General features: G+C 64.7%; 14 protein-coding genes. 9 read left to right on the top strand and 5 right to left on the bottom strand.

Annotated elements, in window-relative coordinates; translation table 11 throughout:
* The 7 genes from BVH06_RS03835 to BVH06_RS03805 all read left to right on the top strand — a co-directional run bounded on the left by BVH06_RS03835 (position 1) and on the right by BVH06_RS03805 (position 6,449).
* Entirely contained in the window at positions 1–465 is a 465-nt protein-coding gene (locus BVH06_RS03835) for a hypothetical protein (protein ID WP_075933348.1), read from the top strand.
* 70 nt (positions 466–535) lie between these two features.
* Positions 536–991 carry a GNAT family N-acetyltransferase gene (locus BVH06_RS03830; RefSeq protein WP_177344593.1) on the top strand — a complete coding sequence of 152 codons (456 nt, stop codon included), beginning with the start codon at positions 536–538 and terminating at the stop codon, positions 989–991.
* A 58-nt stretch (positions 992–1,049) separates the two neighbouring features.
* Positions 1,050–1,496: an Lrp/AsnC family transcriptional regulator gene (locus tag BVH06_RS03825; RefSeq protein WP_075928918.1), complete on the top strand. Its 447-nt coding sequence runs from the start codon at positions 1,050–1,052 to the stop codon at positions 1,494–1,496.
* Between the two features lie 356 nt (positions 1,497–1,852).
* Positions 1,853–2,962 (top strand): TRAP transporter substrate-binding protein, encoded by a 1,110-nt coding sequence (locus BVH06_RS03820; protein WP_075933263.1) that lies wholly within the window; start codon positions 1,853–1,855, stop codon positions 2,960–2,962.
* Positions 2,959–3,477, top strand: a complete 519-nt coding sequence (locus BVH06_RS03815) for a TRAP transporter small permease subunit (protein ID WP_075933262.1) — start codon at positions 2,959–2,961, stop codon at positions 3,475–3,477. The genes BVH06_RS03820 and BVH06_RS03815 overlap by 4 nt, the downstream gene beginning before the upstream one ends.
* A complete protein-coding gene (locus BVH06_RS03810) occupies positions 3,474–4,799 on the top strand; it encodes a TRAP transporter large permease subunit (RefSeq protein WP_075928921.1) in 1,326 nt (441 codons plus the stop codon). Before BVH06_RS03815 ends, BVH06_RS03810 begins: the two co-directional genes overlap by 4 nt.
* 66 nt (positions 4,800–4,865) lie before the next feature.
* Complete coding sequence (locus BVH06_RS03805) at positions 4,866–6,449, top strand: gamma-glutamyltransferase family protein (protein WP_075933261.1); 1,584 nt, start codon at positions 4,866–4,868, stop codon at positions 6,447–6,449.
* Positions 6,450–6,588: 139 nt separating this feature from the next.
* On the opposite strand, the gene BVH06_RS03800 is transcribed toward BVH06_RS03805, so the two are convergent.
* The 5 genes from BVH06_RS03800 to BVH06_RS03780 all read right to left on the bottom strand — a co-directional run bounded on the left by BVH06_RS03800 (position 6,589) and on the right by BVH06_RS03780 (position 13,908).
* Positions 6,589–7,962 (bottom strand): sodium:alanine symporter family protein, encoded by a 1,374-nt coding sequence (locus BVH06_RS03800; RefSeq protein WP_075933260.1) that lies wholly within the window; start codon positions 7,960–7,962, stop codon positions 6,589–6,591.
* Between the two features lie 305 nt (positions 7,963–8,267).
* Positions 8,268–9,104 (bottom strand): alpha/beta hydrolase, encoded by an 837-nt coding sequence (locus BVH06_RS03795; protein ID WP_075933259.1) that lies wholly within the window; start codon positions 9,102–9,104, stop codon positions 8,268–8,270.
* Positions 9,098–10,312, bottom strand: coding sequence for a YeeE/YedE family protein (locus BVH06_RS03790; protein ID WP_075933258.1), 1,215 nt, complete (start codon positions 10,310–10,312; stop codon positions 9,098–9,100). The genes BVH06_RS03795 and BVH06_RS03790 overlap by 7 nt, the downstream gene beginning before the upstream one ends.
* 358 nt (positions 10,313–10,670) lie before the next feature.
* On the bottom strand, positions 10,671–12,482 hold the full coding sequence (oadA, locus tag BVH06_RS03785; RefSeq protein ID WP_075928926.1) for a sodium-extruding oxaloacetate decarboxylase subunit alpha: 1,812 nt from the start codon (positions 12,480–12,482) through the stop codon (positions 10,671–10,673).
* A gap of 10 nt (positions 12,483–12,492) precedes the next feature.
* On the bottom strand, positions 12,493–13,908 hold the full coding sequence (locus tag BVH06_RS03780) for an acetyl-CoA carboxylase biotin carboxylase subunit (protein WP_075933257.1): 1,416 nt from the start codon (positions 13,906–13,908) through the stop codon (positions 12,493–12,495).
* 188 nt (positions 13,909–14,096) lie between these two features.
* Between BVH06_RS03780 and BVH06_RS03775 the strand changes: the two genes are divergently transcribed.
* Both BVH06_RS03775 and BVH06_RS03770 read left to right on the top strand, forming a co-directional pair.
* The gene (locus BVH06_RS03775; RefSeq protein WP_075933347.1) at positions 14,097–15,047 is read left to right on the top strand and encodes a LysR family transcriptional regulator; all 951 of its coding nucleotides are present in this window, start codon (positions 14,097–14,099) and stop codon (positions 15,045–15,047) included.
* 220 nt (positions 15,048–15,267) lie between these two features.
* Positions 15,268–15,939 (top strand): GntR family transcriptional regulator, encoded by a 672-nt coding sequence (locus BVH06_RS03770; RefSeq protein ID WP_075933346.1) that lies wholly within the window; start codon positions 15,268–15,270, stop codon positions 15,937–15,939.
* The last annotated feature ends 405 nt before the right edge of the window (positions 15,940–16,344 follow it).

Here is a 16,344-nt window from a genome sequence, read left to right as displayed (position 1 = left end):
ATGCAGATACCCGCCGCCGCCATCGAGCGCCTGCTGCGCATCGACTGGCTCGCCAATATCGGCAAACCTGCGTCGCTTGCCGGCGTGCGCCAGATCGACCAGGGCGAGCTTGGCTCATCGCTGGCCAGCGACGCCTGGGAAGCCACTACGCTGGAGGCGCGCAACGCCGTCACCGGCCGCCTGGCGCGTCTGCATCCGGGACAATATCAAGCCTGGAACGAGCTGGCCGGCCAGGCCAAGACGGCGTTGCAGCCGCTGTGGCAGAAATTACCGGTCGCCCTCGCCAATAACGCCACCCTCGACGACCTGCAATGGATCCTGCACGCCTATCTGATGGAAGCCGCCTACCGCGATGTGCTCCTGCAGCCGCTGTTCTTCGACAGCCTGATCAAGGTTTACGAGGCCGGGCATATCCCCTGCGGCTGGGACGGTGAGTGGCCGAACGGGCAACTGGTCATCTGCTGAGCCACTGCGCTTGCGGTGAACGGCGTCACCACGCAGGATGACCCTCGACCGACTTTCAGGAGACCTGCCGATGACCGTTCGCATTCCCGTGGACATCCGCGCTGTCAGCGCCGCCGACCATGCTGCCTGGCTGCCGCTCTGGCAGGGCTACCAGCGCTTCTACATGACCGAGATCGACGCCGCGACCAGCGACCTGACCTGGCAGCGCTTCCTCGACCCAAGCGAACCGATGTTCGCCGCCCTGGCTTGGCGCGACGGCGAGGCGATCGGTCTGGTGCACTGGATCTACCACCGCTCCTGCTGGACGACCGGCGACTATTGCTACTTGCAGGATCTGTTCATCGGCAAGGACGTGCGCGGCAACGGCATCGGCCGCCAGTTGATCGAACACGTCTACGCCGAGGCCGCCCAGGCCGGCTGCTCGCGGGTGCACTGGCTGACCCACGAAACCAACGCCAAGGCCAAACTGCTGTACGAGCGCATCGGCGAACGCTCAGGGTTCGAGCAGTACCGCAAACTGTTCTGAACACCGGCTGGCACACAATCCGCATCTCTGTGGGCCTCAACCACCGACAGAGTGCGCCATGAACAAACTCGATAACGCCCTGCTGAACATCCTGATCAAGGATTCGCGCACCTCGTTCGCCGACATCGCCCGCCAGCTGAACATCTCTCGCGCCCACGCCCGCACCCGCGTGCAAGCCTTGGTAGAAAGCGGCGTAATCGAGAAATTCACCGCCGTGGTCAACCCGGAAAAGCTCGGCAAGGGCATCTCCACCTTCGTCGACCTCACCGTCGCGCCGCATGCCATAGAGGCGGTCGCCGAACGGCTATCGGCCACCCGCGAAGTGGTGAGCCTGTACATCATGAGCGACTTGAAAAGCCTGCACATCCACACCCTGACCGACAGTTACGAAACCTTCGACGCTTTCGTGCGCCAGCACATCTTCAACCACCCGGAGATTCTCACGGTGGACTGCAAGGCGCTGATGACCCGGGTCAAACATCGGCGTGGCGGCGCACGCCTGTAACCTCACTGCGCACTGCGTCAAAAGCGTGCCGCCGATGCGTTTTGGTGCACAAATGACATTCGCACGCTCACCAAGGCCCTGCTCGACGGAACGAACCCGGACAGCAGGCGTGACCTGACAAATGTTCAGTACTCCCTGCTGCGGTTACCGTTTCGTCACCTCCCGAACCTGCGCCACGCTTGTTTTGTGTGCGCCGGGCTTTTGGAAGGCAAACCGAAAAAATCATTAAATCCATTTAAAATCATAGGCTTAAAATAATTTTCTCCTGGCATGGCTGTTGCTGAAGGCTCTCGGTAACGACTTTACATCCGGCAGGCAAACGCCCGTCGCAATGGCCACAGTGAAAGGAGAATCCCATGAGCCTCAATCGACGAAATTTCATCGGCGCCAGCGCCCTTGCAGCCGGCGCAGGCCTGGCACTGGGTGCCAGCGGCGTGGCCAGTGCTGCCGTCAGCGGCAAGACCTTCAACTGGAAGATGACCAACGCTTATGCACCGGGCTCACCCTTCTACGTGCAGGGCCCGGGTAGCCCGACCGACTTCTGCAAGCGCGTCGAGGAAATGTCTGGCGGCCGCCTGAAGATCCAGCACTTCGCAGCCGGCGAGCTGATCCCGGCGCTGGAGGGCTTCGATGCGGTGGCCAGCGGCATGGTGGAAATGAACGCCGCCAACGCCTTCTTCTGGGCCGGCAAGATTCCTGCCGCGCAGTTCTTCACCGCCGTGCCGTTCGGCATGAACACCCAGGGCATGAACGCCTGGCTGTACAACGGCGGCGGCCTCAAGCTCTGGGAAGAGCTCTACGCGCCCCATGGCCTGGTACCGATGCCCATGGGCAACACCGGCACGCAGATGACCGGCTGGTTCCGCCAGCCCCTGGAAAACGTCGACAGCCTGAAAGGTTTGAAGATGCGCATCGCAGGGCTAGCCGGCAAGGTCTACAGCGAACTGGGCGTGGCCGTGCGTCTGCTGCCCGGCGGCGAGATATTCCCAGCCCTGGAGCGGGGCGTGATCGACGCCGCCGAGTTCGTCGGCCCCTACCAGGATCGCCGCATGGGCCTGCACAAGGCCGCCAAGAATTACTACACCACTGGCTGGCACGAGCCAACCAACGTCACCGAGCTGATCATCAACCAGCAGGCCTGGGACAGCCTGCCGGCCGACCTGCAGGCCATCGTGCGGTTCTGCGCCCAGGCCTGCAACGTCGACAGTTGGTCGTGGTGCGATGCGGTCAACGCCGAAGCCATGCAGGACCTGGTGGGCAACCAGGGCGTGATCGCCCGGCCGCTGCCGGACGACGTCATCAAGCGCCTGCACGAAGTCACCCGCGACACCCTGTCGAGCATGGCGGCGAGCGACCCGGCGACGAAGAAGATCTACGAGCACTTCTTCGCCTTCCGCAAGCAGTACGTGTCCTGGGCGTCCGTGGGCGAGAAGGCGTTCATGGAAATCGGGATGGGCGAATCATGATGGCACTCGTCACCCGAATCGAGGGGCTGGTCGAGGCACTGGGGAGGCTGGCACGCGGCTGTGTATTGCTGCTGGTCCTGCTGGTGTCGTTCGACGTGCTGATGCGCTACCTGTTCGACTTCAGCCCGGTCGCGCTGCAGGAGTTGGAGTGGTACCTGATTTCGCCCATCGCCCTGCTCGGCATCGCCTACACCCTCAAGCATCGCCAGGACGTGCGGGTGGATTTTCTCTACGAGAAATTCAGCGTGAAGACCAGAGCAGCGGTCGACCTGTTCAGCGGCATCGCCACGGCGGCAATCGGCTTCTACATCGCTCACCTGGCACTCAAGTACACCCTGCAATCCTACAACATGGGCGAAGGCTCACCCGATCCGGGCGGCCTACCCTATCGCTTCCTGGTCAAGGCCTTCCTGCCGCTGGGCTTCGGCCTGTTCGGCCTGCAGGGTGTAGCCGATAGCCTGCGGGCTCTGTGCACCCTGCTGCAGCCATCACCCGCACGGGAGGTGCGCGCATGAGCCCCAACGAATGGTTGGCCATCGCCATGGTCTTCGGCTTCTTCGCCATGATGATGGCAGGTGTGCCGGTGGCCATTTCCCTGGCCGTTTCGGGTTTCGTGGCCGGCATGGCCGGCTTCGGCCCGATGCTTTTCGCGCTGCTGCCGGCACGCATGTTCGGGGTGGTCAGCAACTACACACTGCTGGCGATACCCTTGTTCACCTTCATGGGGGTGATGCTGGAGAAATCCCGGGTCGCCGAGGACATGCTCGATACGATTGGCCGCGCCATGGGCGGCCTGAACGGCGGCATGGGCTTGGCGATCATTCTGGTCGGCGTGCTGCTTGGCGCCTCCACCGGTATCGTCGGTGCCACCGTGGTGACCATCGGCCTGCTGACCCTGCCTACCCTACTGCGTCGCGGCTACAACAAGACCGTAGCCTGCGGCACCATCTGCGCCTCCGGCACCCTCGGGCAGATCATCCCGCCGAGCCTGGTGCTGATCCTGCTGGCCGATATCCTCGGCCAGTCGGTGGGGTCGATCTTCGCTGCGGCCTTCATTCCCAGCCTGGTGCTGGCGTTGATCTACGTCGCCTACATGCTACTGCTCGGCTGGCTGCGCCCGGACTGGGTGCCGGCGATTCCCGCCGAGGAACGTGCCCTGACCAGCCGCAAGCAACTGCTCAAGGACATGGCGCGCAGCGTGCTGCCACCTTTGCTGCTGGTGATGGCGGTGCTCGGCTCGATCATCGGCGGCGTCGCGGCGCCTACCGAAGCGGCCTCCATGGGCGCACTCGGCGCGTTGCTAATCGCGGCGCTTTCAGGTCGCTTGAGTTGGCCAACGCTGAAGGCCACCCTGCACGGCACCCTGACCATCAGCGCGATGATCTTCCTGATCCTGCTCTGCTCGCAGCCGTTCTCCCTGGCCTTCCGCGGCCTCGGTGGCGAGGCGCTGGTACACGATCTGTTCACCATGCTGCCAGGCGGCGAACTGGGGGCGATTCTGTTCCTCATGGCGGTGCTGTTCGTGCTCGGCTTCTTTCTCGAATGGATCGAGATCTCCTACATCGCCCTGCCGATGTTCCTGCCGGTGTTCATCGCCTACGATACCGACCTGGTATGGCTGGGCATCCTGGTGGCGCTGAACCTGCAGATGTCGTTCCTCACACCGCCCTTTGGCTGGGCGCTGTTCTTTCTCAAGGGCGTGGCGCCACCAGGGATCAGCACGAAAGACATCTACATCGGCGCCCTGCCTTACGTGTTCCTGCAGATGCTCGCCGTGGCCGTGGTGTTCTGTTTCCCACAACTGGCTACCTGGCTGCCTGCCGCTATCGGTTGGTAGTAGATCTTCCAAGGGCTGCGGACGCTATGATCGCTGCAGCCCAACTACAACAAGGAACTCTCACCCATGCTCAAGAGCACCCACGCCACCGGCGGCCTGTTCGTTGCGCCCCACCATCTCGCCGCCCAGGCCGGGCGCGACGTGCTCAAGGCTGGCGGCAGCGCCGTGGAAGCGATGGTCGCAGCGGCGGCCACCATCGCGGTGGTCTATCCGCACATGAATGCCATCGGTGGCGACGGTTTCTGGCTGATCCACGAACCAGGCAAGCAGCCCATCGCCATCGATGCCTGCGGCAGCAGCGCGGCCCTGGCCGATCGCGATTTCTACGCCGGCCACACGCAGATCCCCAGCCGCGGCCCACTGGCTGCGCTGACCGTGGCGGGCACCGTTGGCGGCTGGGCCGAGGCCCTGGTACGCACCGCCCATTGGCAGCCGCAGCGGGCGCTGCCCGAGCTGCTCGCCGATGCCATCGGCCACGCCCGGCGCGGCATCGTGGTCAGCCGTAGCCAGGCGCACCTGACTCGCGCCAAGCTGGCCGAGCTGCACGACGTGCCGGGCTTTGCCGAGGTCTATCTGCGCGAGGGCCAGCCACCGCACGAAGGCGACCTGCTGCGTCAGCCGGCCCTGGCCGACACCCTGCAGCGCCTCGCCGACGCCGGCCTGGACGACTTCTACCGGGGCGAGTTGGCAGAGCGCATGGCCGCCGACCTCGAGCGCCTGGGCAGCCCGCTGCGCCTGGCCGACCTGCAGGGCTACCGGGCCCGCGTCGTCGAACCACTGAGCGTGCGGCTGGGCGATGCCACCCTGTACAACATGCCACCGCCGACCCAGGGCCTGGCTTCGCTGCTGATCCTTGGCATCTTCGAGAAGCTCGGCATCGAACAGGCCGAAAGTTTCGCCCATGTGCACGGGCTGGTCGAATCGACCAAGCAGGCGTTTCTGATTCGCGACCGCGTGGTGACCGACCCGCGCCGCGTGCCGGAAGATCCGCAGAGCCTGCTGGCCGACGCCAACCTGCAGCGTCTGGCCGACAGGATCGATCCACGACAGGCGCTGGCCTGGCCGCAACCGGCGCAGCCGGGCGACACCATCTGGATGGGTTGCATCGATGCCGAAGGCCGCGCAGTGAGTTTCATCCAGAGCGTGTACTGGGAGTTCGGCTCCGGCGTGGTGCTGCCGTCCACCGGTGTGGCCTGGCAGAACCGCGGCATCAGTTTCTCCCTCGATCCCGCCGCGCTGCAGACCCTGGAACCGGGCCGCAAACCCTTCCACACGCTCAACCCGGCCCTGGCGCTGTTCGACGATGGCCGAACCCTGAGCTACGGCACCATGGGCGGCGAAGGCCAGCCGCAGACCCAGGCGGCGATCTTCAGCCGCTACCGCCTGGGCAGTGACCTGCAGGCAGCGGTCAGTGCGCCGCGCTGGCTGCTGGGCCGCACCTGGGGCGATGTCAGCACCACGCTGAAGCTGGAGAGCCGCTTCCCGGCCGAGCTGGTCGAGCGGTTGCGCCAGGCTGGGCATGTCGTCGACGTGCTGGACGAAGCCTTCAGCGACACCATGGGCCATGCCGGCGCCCTGCTGCGCCACCCCGATGGCGTGCTGGAAGGCGCCGCCGACCCGCGCAGCGACGGCAGCGTCTGCGGCTTGTGATCCTGAGCCGCAGAACGAAAACGCCCCGCTGACCAGCGGGGCGTTTGCATTGGCGAGTTCGTAGCCTCGCAGGATGGACGTCGTTTTTCACATCCAGCGCAACGGTGGATCGATGAAGCGTGATCCACCCTACGGGTCGTCAGTCCTCGGTCTTCCAGTTCTTGCGGCTCATGTAGTCGCGGGTTTCCTTGACCACGACGCCGGAGAGTAGCAACAGGCCGATCAGGTTGGGCAGCGCCATCAGGCCGTTGGCGATGTCGGAGAAGGTCCACACCACTTCCAGCGAGGTCACCGCGCCAACGAACACCACCGCCGAGAAGATCAGCCGGTACGGCATTACCGCCACGCGGCCCATCAGGCGCTCCATGCAGCGCTCGCCGTAGTAGGACCAGCCGAGAATGGTGGTATAGGCATAGACCAGCACACCGATGGTCACCGTGTAGATGCCCCAGCCGCCGCCCAGGCCCTGTTCCAGCGCCCAGGCGGTCATCGGCGCGCCTTTCAGGCCTTCCTGGGTCCAGGCGCCGGTGACGATGATCGCCAGCGCGGTAAAGGTGACCATCACCAGAGTGTCGAGAAAGGTCTGGGTCATCGACACCATGGCCTGGCGCACCGGCTTGTCGGTCTTCGCCGCAGCCGCCGCGATCGCGCCGGTACCCAGGCCCGACTCGTTGGAGAAGATGCCGCGGGCCACGCCCATCTGCACCGCCAGGATGATGCTCGAGCCAAGGAAACCACCGGCTGCCGCGCTACCGCTGAAGGCATCGGTGAACACCAGAGCGATGGCATCCGGCAGGCGATCGGCGAACACCACCAGCACAGCGACGTTGCTGATGATGTACAGCACGATCATCACCGGCACCACGCCGGCGGCGAAACGGCCGATGCTCTTGATGCCGCCGATGATCACCACCGCAGTACCGATGGCCAGCACCAGGCCGCTGAGCGTCGGCGAAATGCCCCAGGTGTCCTGCAACTGATGGGCCGCCGTGTTGGCTTGAACCATGTTGCCGATGCCGAACGAAGCGATCGCACCGAAGATCGCGAAGGCGATGCCCAGGGTCTTGCCCAGAGTGCCGCCCACGCCTCGGGTCAGGTAATACATCGGCCCGCCACTTTGCTCGCCCTTGGCATCGGTGACCCGGTACTTCACGCCCAGCAGGGCTTCCGAGTACTTGGTGGCCATACCGACCAGGCCGGTCATCCACATCCAGAACAACGCGCCGGGGCCGCCGATGCCGATGGCCGTGGCCACCCCGGCGATGTTGCCGACGCCGATGGTCGCCGCCAGTGCGGTGGCCAGGGCCTGGTAGTGGGAAACGTCACCGGGTACGTCGCCCTTTTCCTTGCGCTTGACGAAGGCCAGCCAGAAGGCATGGCCGAGCACGCGAAACTGGATGCCACGCAGGCGGATGGTCAGGTACAGACCGGTCAGCAACAACAGGGGGATGAGCAGAAACGGCCCCCAGATGAAACTGCTGATGGCCGTGAGCACAGCGAGAAATTGATCCATGGCGGGTGTCCTTGTTGTTCTGTCCAGTGCGGCTCGTGGCCGGCAGGAAGGCGCCCTGGCGGGTGGAGCCGGGTGCCGAGCGAGTGAACGCAGATGCGTCCGTGCAACGTCGGATGGTCTGTCACAGCCCCAAGGGCGTAACAAAATGTTTAAGCGAATCAATCGATTGCAACGGCGGCGATTGTTGCCAGGTCGGCAAGGCTATAACAACTTCGCCGCGAAAGGGCCGGAAAAAACAGGCAATTCAGCTGCGCGACGGGATTCGCACAGGTGATCGGCGCGCCCCGGCGCCACTAACCAGACAATCAGTCGTTGCACGCTATCGGCTGTGAACGCCAGGTCGCCCAGGCCTGCTCCCAGCCCGTGTGGTGGGATACCTGCGCCAGGCTGACGGTTTGCACGCAGCGCACTTCACCGAGGCCATCCAGATAGTGATGCAGTACGCCAGCCGGCACCACGCTATCCGCGTCGCCGGCCAGGTGCCGCTGGGTAACGGCGCGCAGCCGCTCGCGGTAATCCAGCGGCTCCAGCGAACCCTCAAGGGGGCTTAGCTGCCGCAGCTGTACCCAGTAGCGTGGGCTGAGGTTGCCGGCGAGGGTTTGCACGCTGGTGACGTCATCGCGTCGCGCGGCCAGCAGTAGGGCCAGCGCGGCGCCGCCGGAATAGCCGACCAGTTCGAACGTCTGGTTGCCGTAGCGCGCCTTGATCAGATCGAGCGCGCCGTCGAGGCTGCGCAGCACGTCACTGCCGAAGCGCCGACTTGTCCACAGGCTTGCGGCGCACCCCGGCGCGGTGACGAACTGGCAGGGCCGCGCCAGGTACAGGCTGGGCGTCGGATCGCTGAATGCCAGGCGCGCCACCAGCAGATCGCGCGGCGAGGGATCGAGGCTGGGCTGCGACGGCGTCGCCCAGGCCTGACCGTCGCCTTCCAGATAAACGCGCATACGCACCGCTGCCGGCGCCTGGACCGGTGCGCCGAGCAGTAACGGGAAAGGTTGACTGTCGAGCGTTTGCAAGCGCTGCTGGTGCTGGTCGGCAAGCCCGCCAAGCCGCTCTTGCGGCGACTGGCAACCACCCAAGGCAAAGGCCAGCAGCACGCCAATGAGCAGCGCGGCCGGCCTCGCAGGGCGTGCTGTCAGCATCCCGTCAGCTTCGCCTCGCGGCGCTCGCCCGGGAAGAAGAAAGGCCGCAGGCGCACGCCCACGCCGTTACCGACGAACGCCGCCACTAGCCACAACCAGCCGTGAAGGCTGCCGGAAGCGATGCCACTGAAGTAGGCGCCGATGTTGCAGCCATAGGCCAGGCGCGAGCCGTAACCGAGCAGGAGGCCGCCGATCACCGCTGCCACCAGCGAACGCAACGGGATATTCAGGTTCGGCGCAAAGCGCCCGGCCAGGCCGGCAGCCAGCAGCGCACCGATGACGATGCCGATGTCCATCACCGTGGTGATGTCTTCCCACAGCGGCGCAGCCAGCGCCTGGGCATTGGCCGGCTGCTGCCAGAACGCCCAGGACGATACCTCGACGCCGCCGCCCTGCAACACCTTGGCGCCCCACAGCGCGAACGCCGAGGTGATACCCCAGGGGCGCCCGGCCAGCGCCAGGGTGGCGAAGTTGAGCAGCGCCAGCAGCACCGCGCCCCAGATCAGCGGCCAGGGGCCACGCAGGAAACGCTGCCAGCCCTGATGCTCGCTCGACGCCGCTCGCTCCAGGCTGCCGTGACGGCGCAACTCCAGGCGCGCGCTCAATGCCGCGATGGCGGCGAACAGCGCCAGGCTGACGACCAGCGCCGGCACCAGGCCCAGGCTGGTGACGATGGAGGTCGGCGGCAGGCTCGGCAGTGCCGACCACCACTCCAGGTGATGGGTAGCGACCACGCCGCCGATGATGAAGAACAGCAGGGTCACCAGCATCCGCGCGTTGCCGCCGCCCACGGTGAACAGCGTGCCGGATGCGCAACCGCCGCCCAGCTGCATGCCGATGCCGAAGATGAAGGCGCCGACGATCACCGAGGTACCCGCTGGCGCCACCAGCCCCTTGACCGGTGTACCGAACAAGGTACCTGCCGACAGCGCCGGGAAGAACAGCAGCACGGCGATGGCCAGCATCACCATCTGCGCACGCAGGCCTGCGCCACGGCGCTCGTTGAGCAGCACGCGCCAGGCCGACGTGAAGCCGAACGCCGCGTGATAGAGCACCAGGCCCAGCGCACCACCGACGATGAACAACAACGCCTGACGCCCGCTGACCGCGAAGGTGAGGGCCAGCGCGCCGGCCAGCAGCAGCGCCACGGCCACCAGCGGCGTACCCGGACGGTTGACCGGTGCCGCAGCGGGAACGGAAAGATTCATATAGACCTTCGCATGACCAATTGAAATGGTCGGCTATTCTAGCCTGTCCCGGGTAACCCGGTGTGCCGCTGCTTAGATCGAATGCTGAAAAGGTTATGCCATCAGCGGCGTAGTCAGAACGTGCAATCGGCGGGATGAATGGACTGGCCGGATCACGGCGTACCGAACCCTCCTCTATCTTTTCTGCTTCGACTTTGTGGGAGGGCGCCATGCGCCCGAAAGCTTAGCGGGCATGGACTAGGCGTCCCCACCCGCTCCCACTGGCTAGAGAAGATTCGGCCTCCCCACCCACTCCCACGATATCGAGGCCGACAGATAAAAAAGGGGCCTTGCGGCCCCAGAGGTTAATCGGTGGTAATCAGGCTTCGACTTCGATCAGCACTTCGCCCGGGTTGACGCGGTCGCCCTTGGCCACGTGCACGGCTTTCACGGTGCCGGCGATTGGCGCCTGCACTTCGGTTTCCATCTTCATCGCTTCGGTGATCAGCACGGCCTGGCCGGCCTTGACGGTGTCGCCTTCCTTGACCAGCACGTCGACGATGTTGCCGGGCATGCTGGTGCTCACGTCACCCGGTGCGCTGGCGCTGCGGCGTTTGCTGCCGGTACCGCCGGCGACGTAGTCGTTGAGCGCCTCGAACACCACTTCCTCGGGCATGCCGTCGATGGACAGGTAGAAGTGGCGCTTGCCCTCGCCCTTCACGCCGACGCCGGTGATGTCCACGCGGTAGCTTTCGCCGTGCACGTCGATGATGAACTCGGTCGGCACGCCCGCACCGCCGGCCGCCGCCACGCCGCTGCCATCGGGAATCGGCAGCAGGGCTTCGGGTTGCAGGGTGCCAGCCTCGCGCTCTTCGAGGAACTTGCGGCCGATGTCCGGGAACATGGCGAAGGTCAGCACGTCTTCCTCGCTCTTGGCCAGCTCGCCGATCTGCCCGCGCAGCTTGTCCATTTCCGGCTTGAGCAGGTCGGCCGGGCGCACGTCGATCACCTCTTCATTACCGATGGCCTGCTTGCGCAGCTGCTCGTTGACCTTGCCCGGTGCCTGGCCGTAGCCGCCCTGCAGGTAGAGCTTCACTTCGTTGGTGATGGTCTTGTAGCGCTCGCCGGCCAGCACGTTGAAGAACGCCTGGGTGCCGACGATCTGCGAGGTCGGCGTGACCAGCGGCGGGAAGCCGAGGTCCTCGCGCACCCGCGGGATCTCCGCCAGCACTTCGTTCATGCGGTTCAGCGCGCCCTGCTCCTTGAGCTGGTTGGCGAGGTTGGAAATCATCCCGCCCGGCACCTGGTTGACCTGCACGCGGGTGTCCACGGCGGTGAATTCGCTTTCGAACTGGTGGTACTTCTTGCGCACGGCGTGGAAGTACATGCCGATTTCCTGGATCAGCGACAGATCCAGGCCGGTGTCGTATTCGCTGCCCTTGAGTGCGGCGACCATCGACTCGGTGCCTGGGTGGCTGGTGCCCCAGGCGAAGCTCGAGATGGCCGTGTCGATGTGGTCGGCGCCCGCTTCGACGGCCTTGAGCTGGCACATCGAGCCCAGGCCCGCGGTGTCGTGACTGTGGATGAATACCGGCAGGTCGATCTCCGCCTTCAGCGCCTTGACCAGATCGGCGGTGGCATAGGGCGTGAGCAGGCCGGCCATGTCCTTGATGGCGATGGAGTCGATACCCATGGCCTGCATGGCTTTACCCTGTGCGACGAAGGCCGCGACGGTGTGCACGGGGCTGGTGGTGTAGGCGATGGTGCCTTGGGCGTGCTTGCCGCTGGCCTTCACCGCCTCGATGGCCACCTGCAGGTTACGCACGTCGTTCATGGCGTCGAAGATGCGGAATACGTCGATGCCGCTTTCCGCCGCCTTGGCGACGAAGGCACGCACCACGTCGTCGCTGTAGTGACGGTAGCCGAGCAGGTTCTGGCCACGCAGGAGCATCTGCAGCCGGGTGTTGGGCAGCGCCGCGCGCAGTTGGCGCAGGCGCTCCCACGGGTCTTCCTTGAGGAAGCGCACGCAGGCATCGAAGGTCGCGCCGCCCCAGACTTCCAGCGACCAGTAGCCGACCTTGTCGAGCTTGTCGCAGATCGGCAGCATGTCTTCGGTGCGCATGCGGGTGGCCAGCAGGGACTGGTGGGCGTCACGCAGGATGGTGTCGGTAACCGTGATCTTTCTTGTCATGGTGCGTTCCTCACAGGCCGGCATGGGCGGCGATGGCGGCGGCGATGGCCAGGGCCAGTTCGCCCGGCTTGCGTTTGATCGAGTAGTTCAAGAGCTCGGGGTGGTTGTCGACGAAGCTGGTGTTGAAGCGCCCACTGCGGAATTCGTCGTTGGCGAGAATCTGCTGGTAGTAGGTGGCGGTGGTCTTCACGCCCTGCACGCGCATGTCGTCCAGCGCCCGGGAGCCGCGGGCCAGGGCTTCTTCCCAGGTCAGCGCCCAGACGATCAGCTTCAGGCACATGGAGTCGTAGTACGGCGGAATGGTGTAGCCGGTGTAGATCGCCGTATCGGTGCGCACACCGGGGCCGCCGGGGGCGTAGTAACGGGTGATCTTGCCGAACGAGGGCAGGAAGTTGTTACGCGGATCCTCGGCGTTGATGCGGAATTGCAGCGCGAAGCCGCGGTACTGGATGTCTTCCTGCTTGATCGACAGCGCCAGGCCCGAGGCGATGCGGATCTGCTCGCGAACGATATCGATGCCGGTGATTTCCTCGGTGATGGTGTGCTCCACCTGCACCCGGGTATTCATCTCCATGAAGTACACCTCGCCCTCGGCGAGCAGGAACTCCACGGTGCCTGCGTTCTCGTAGCCCACCGCCTGTGCGGCGCGCACGGCGAGGTCGCCAATGTAGGCGCGCTGCTCCGGGGTGAGCTGCGGGCTGGGGGCGATCTCGATGAGCTTCTGGTTGCGCCGCTGGATCGAGCAGTCACGCTCGTACAGGTGCACGGTATTGCCGAAGCTGTCGGCGAGGATCTGCGCCTCGATGTGCTTGGGGTTGACGATGCATTTTTCCAGGAACACTTCCGCACTGCCGAAGGCCTTGGTGGCCTCGGAGATTACCCGCGGGAATGCCTGTTCCAGCTCCTCGCGGCTGTTGCAGCGGCGAATGCCGCGGCCGCCACCGCCGGAGGTGGCCTTGAGCATGACCGGGTAGCCGATGCGGTCACCTTCGCGCAGCGCCTCGGCGATATCCGCGACGTTGCCTTCAGTACCCGGCGTCACCGGCACACCGGCCTTGATCATGCTGCGTCGCGCTTCGGTCTTGTCGCCCATGCGGCGGATGACCTCGGCGCTCGGGCCGATGAACTTGATGCCGCGCTCGGCGCAGATTTCCGCCAGCTCGGCATTCTCGGAAAGAAAGCCATAGCCGGGGTGCAACGCATCACAGCCGGTTTCCACGGCCAGGTTCACCAGCTTGCGCGGGTTGAGGTAGCCGGCCAGCGGATCGTCACCGATACCGTAGGCCTCATCGGCACGTTTGACGTGCAGCGCCTGACGGTCGGCATCCGAATAGATGGCCACCGAACGAATGTTCATTTCGGCGCAGGCCCGCACGATGCGCACCGCAATCTCGCCACGGTTGGCGATCAGGATTTTCTTGATCACGAGCCAACATCCTCGATCACGTGAACAGGCAACCCTTGAAGGGTCGATATATGACCGAATGATTCCAGACCGGTCTTTGGTCAAACCCTACGCCGCTGTAACAATTAACCAAAATCAATATTTGTTGGGTTCTGCATAAGTAAAAACTTATGCTCTGCGAACAAGAAACCACCCGAGTGGTGAATAAAATTCGCAAGTCATTGTTACGCATGACCTTTCGGCAGCTTCAGGTATTTCGCTCGGTGTGCGATCACCGCTCCTACAGCCGCGCTGCCGAAGAAATGGCCCTCACTCAGCCGGCCGTGAGCCTGCAGATTCGCCAGCTCGAAGAGCTGCTCGGCCAGCCTCTGTTCGACTACGTGGGCAAGAAGCTCTACCTGACCGAAGCTGCCGAAGCGCTGCAGCGGGCCAGCGAGGACATCTTCGGGCGCCTGGAGAGCCTCGACATGCAGCTCGCCGATCTCAAGGGCTCGCTACAAGGGCAACTGAGCCTGGCAATCGAATCAAGCGCGAAGTACTTCGTTCCCCACCTTTTCGCCGCTTTTCGCCGCGAACACCCAGAAGTCAGCCTGCAGCTCACGGTGGTCAACCACACCCAGGCGGTGAGGCGGTTGAGCGCCAACCGCGACGACCTGTTGATCATGTCCCAGGTGCCATCGGACATGGCCCTGGAATTTCTGCCCTTTCTCAACAACCCGATCATCGCCGTGGCGCCCCCGGACCATCCGCTGAGCCAGGCCGAGACCCTGCAATTACAGGACCTCTGCGACTGGCCGCTGCTGGTACGCGAGCCGGGCTCGGGTACACGCCGCGCCTGCGAGGAGTACTGCCACCAGAAGCGCGCCCACTTCGCGCAGATCCAGGAGGTCGGCTCCATGGAGGGCCAGCGCGAGGGCGTACTGGCCGGTCTGGGCCTGGCGCTGATTCCACGCCACGCAGTGCGCCGCGAGCTGCAGCTGGGCCTGCTGCGCGAGCTGCCGGTGGCCGAGCTGCCACTGCTGCGCAGCTGGTGCGTGCTGCACCCGCGCGGCAAGCACCTGTCGCCGGTGGCCCAGGCGTTCTTCAACTTCGTGCGCAACCAGCGCACGCAGATCGGCGCGCTGGCCGAGCAGTTCAGTGGCGTGGGCAATTCGCTGTAGGGCTTTCGTATATGATGGCGAGGGTCTGTACGAAAAGTTTCCGAGCGAAGGTCAGGCGAGGCAAAAATCGGTGAGGAACGGACTGGGCTCGCACGCGAGTTTACGAGCTGTAAATGAGCATTCCGACTGCGCTGGCAATCCAGCCGACTTTTAACGAAGCATCACCGAGCGCAGGTACTTTTCGTACCGAGCCTGGAGCTCTTGTTTGGCAGGTGCCATTTTGCCCTTATCCCCTGAAAATGCGCCCAATCTGGGTATCGTGCCGCCCGCGTCGGAGGTGATCACCCGGCACCTGCGCGACGCCATCGTTGCCGGCCGCTTCGCCGAGGACGAGCCGATCCGCCAGGACGAGATCGCCCGGCTGTTCAACGTCAGCAAGATTCCCGTGCGCGAAGCGCTCAAGCGTCTGGAGGCCGAGGGCCTGGTGGTGTTCCAGCGCAACCGCGGGGCGATGGTCACACGCATCGCCGAGGCGGAGCTGGCGCAGATGTTCGAGGTGCGCATCCTGCTCGAGGACAAGGCGCTGCGCCTGGCGATCCCCAACATGAGCGACGCGACCTTCGCCGAGGCCGAGCGCATCTGCGAAGCGTTCATCGGCGAGCACGACGTCGGCCACTGGGCTGCACTCAACTGGGCGCTGCACGCCTGTCTTTACGAGCCGGCGCAGCGGCCCTATCTGGTCAACCTGATCCGCTCGATCCACGACAAGCTGGAGCGCTACCTGCGGCTGCAGATGAGCCTTTCCGAGGGCAAGGATCGCGCCGACCAGGAGCACCGCGAGATCATCGCCGCCTGCCAGGCCGGGGACGTGGAACACGCCGCAGCGCTGCTCGAGCAGCACATCACCGGCGTGTGTCGGAGCTTGTTCGAGCATTTGCCTGGCCGGCAGTGAGTTGGCGGCCCCGCCAGACAGCGCTCTATCTTGTGCGGGAGCCGTGACCTCACGGCGAATGGCACTCACGACGCCGCTTTTGCGGGATGGCCACGATCGCTTCGCCCCGGGTCGGGGCTCCTACGGGTGTAATGACTTCTCCCGATCCTGTGGGAGCCGTGACCTCACGGCGAATAGCACTCACGACGCCGCTTTTACGGGATGGCCACGATCGCTTCGCCCCGGGTCGGGGCTCCTACGGGTGTAATGACTTCTCCCGATCCTGTGGGAGATTCTATGTCAAGGATCCCCCTTTTTCGGGGTTGTAATCGACCTGCTTCTGCATCAGCGCAAAGGCGATACGAGCGAGTTTACGGGCCAGGATGGTCAGGGCTTCTGTTCGCTTGAGCCCACGCTTGAGGTAGC

Source organism: Pseudomonas sp. PA27(2017), assembly GCF_001945445.1.
GTDB lineage: Bacteria > Pseudomonadota > Gammaproteobacteria > Pseudomonadales > Pseudomonadaceae > Aquipseudomonas.
The sequence above is the reverse complement of the archived record's forward strand: the minus strand, read 5'-3'. Positions and strand labels throughout refer to the sequence as shown.

Bases quoted from the DNA above. Each gene is read 5' to 3' on its own strand.
- BVH06_RS03800 (WP_075933260.1), bottom strand. From the start codon at position 7,962: ATGGATCAATTTCTCGCTGTGCTCACGGCCATCAGCAGTTTCATCTGG.
- BVH06_RS03795 (WP_075933259.1), bottom strand. From the start codon at position 9,104: ATGCTGACAGCACGCCCTGCGAGGCCGGCCGCGCTGCTCATTGGCGTG.
- BVH06_RS03820 (WP_075933263.1), top strand. From the start codon at position 1,853: ATGAGCCTCAATCGACGAAATTTCATCGGCGCCAGCGCCCTTGCAGCC.
- BVH06_RS03835 (WP_075933348.1), top strand. From the start codon at position 1: ATGCAGATACCCGCCGCCGCCATCGAGCGCCTGCTGCGCATCGACTGG.
- BVH06_RS03830 (WP_177344593.1), top strand. From the start codon at position 536: ATGACCGTTCGCATTCCCGTGGACATCCGCGCTGTCAGCGCCGCCGAC.
- BVH06_RS03815 (WP_075933262.1), top strand. From the start codon at position 2,959: ATGATGGCACTCGTCACCCGAATCGAGGGGCTGGTCGAGGCACTGGGG.
- BVH06_RS03805 (WP_075933261.1), top strand. From the start codon at position 4,866: ATGCTCAAGAGCACCCACGCCACCGGCGGCCTGTTCGTTGCGCCCCAC.
- BVH06_RS03825 (WP_075928918.1), top strand. From the start codon at position 1,050: ATGAACAAACTCGATAACGCCCTGCTGAACATCCTGATCAAGGATTCG.
- BVH06_RS03810 (WP_075928921.1), top strand. From the start codon at position 3,474: ATGAGCCCCAACGAATGGTTGGCCATCGCCATGGTCTTCGGCTTCTTC.
- oadA (WP_075928926.1), bottom strand. From the start codon at position 12,482: ATGACAAGAAAGATCACGGTTACCGACACCATCCTGCGTGACGCCCAC.
- BVH06_RS03790 (WP_075933258.1), bottom strand. From the start codon at position 10,312: ATGAATCTTTCCGTTCCCGCTGCGGCACCGGTCAACCGTCCGGGTACG.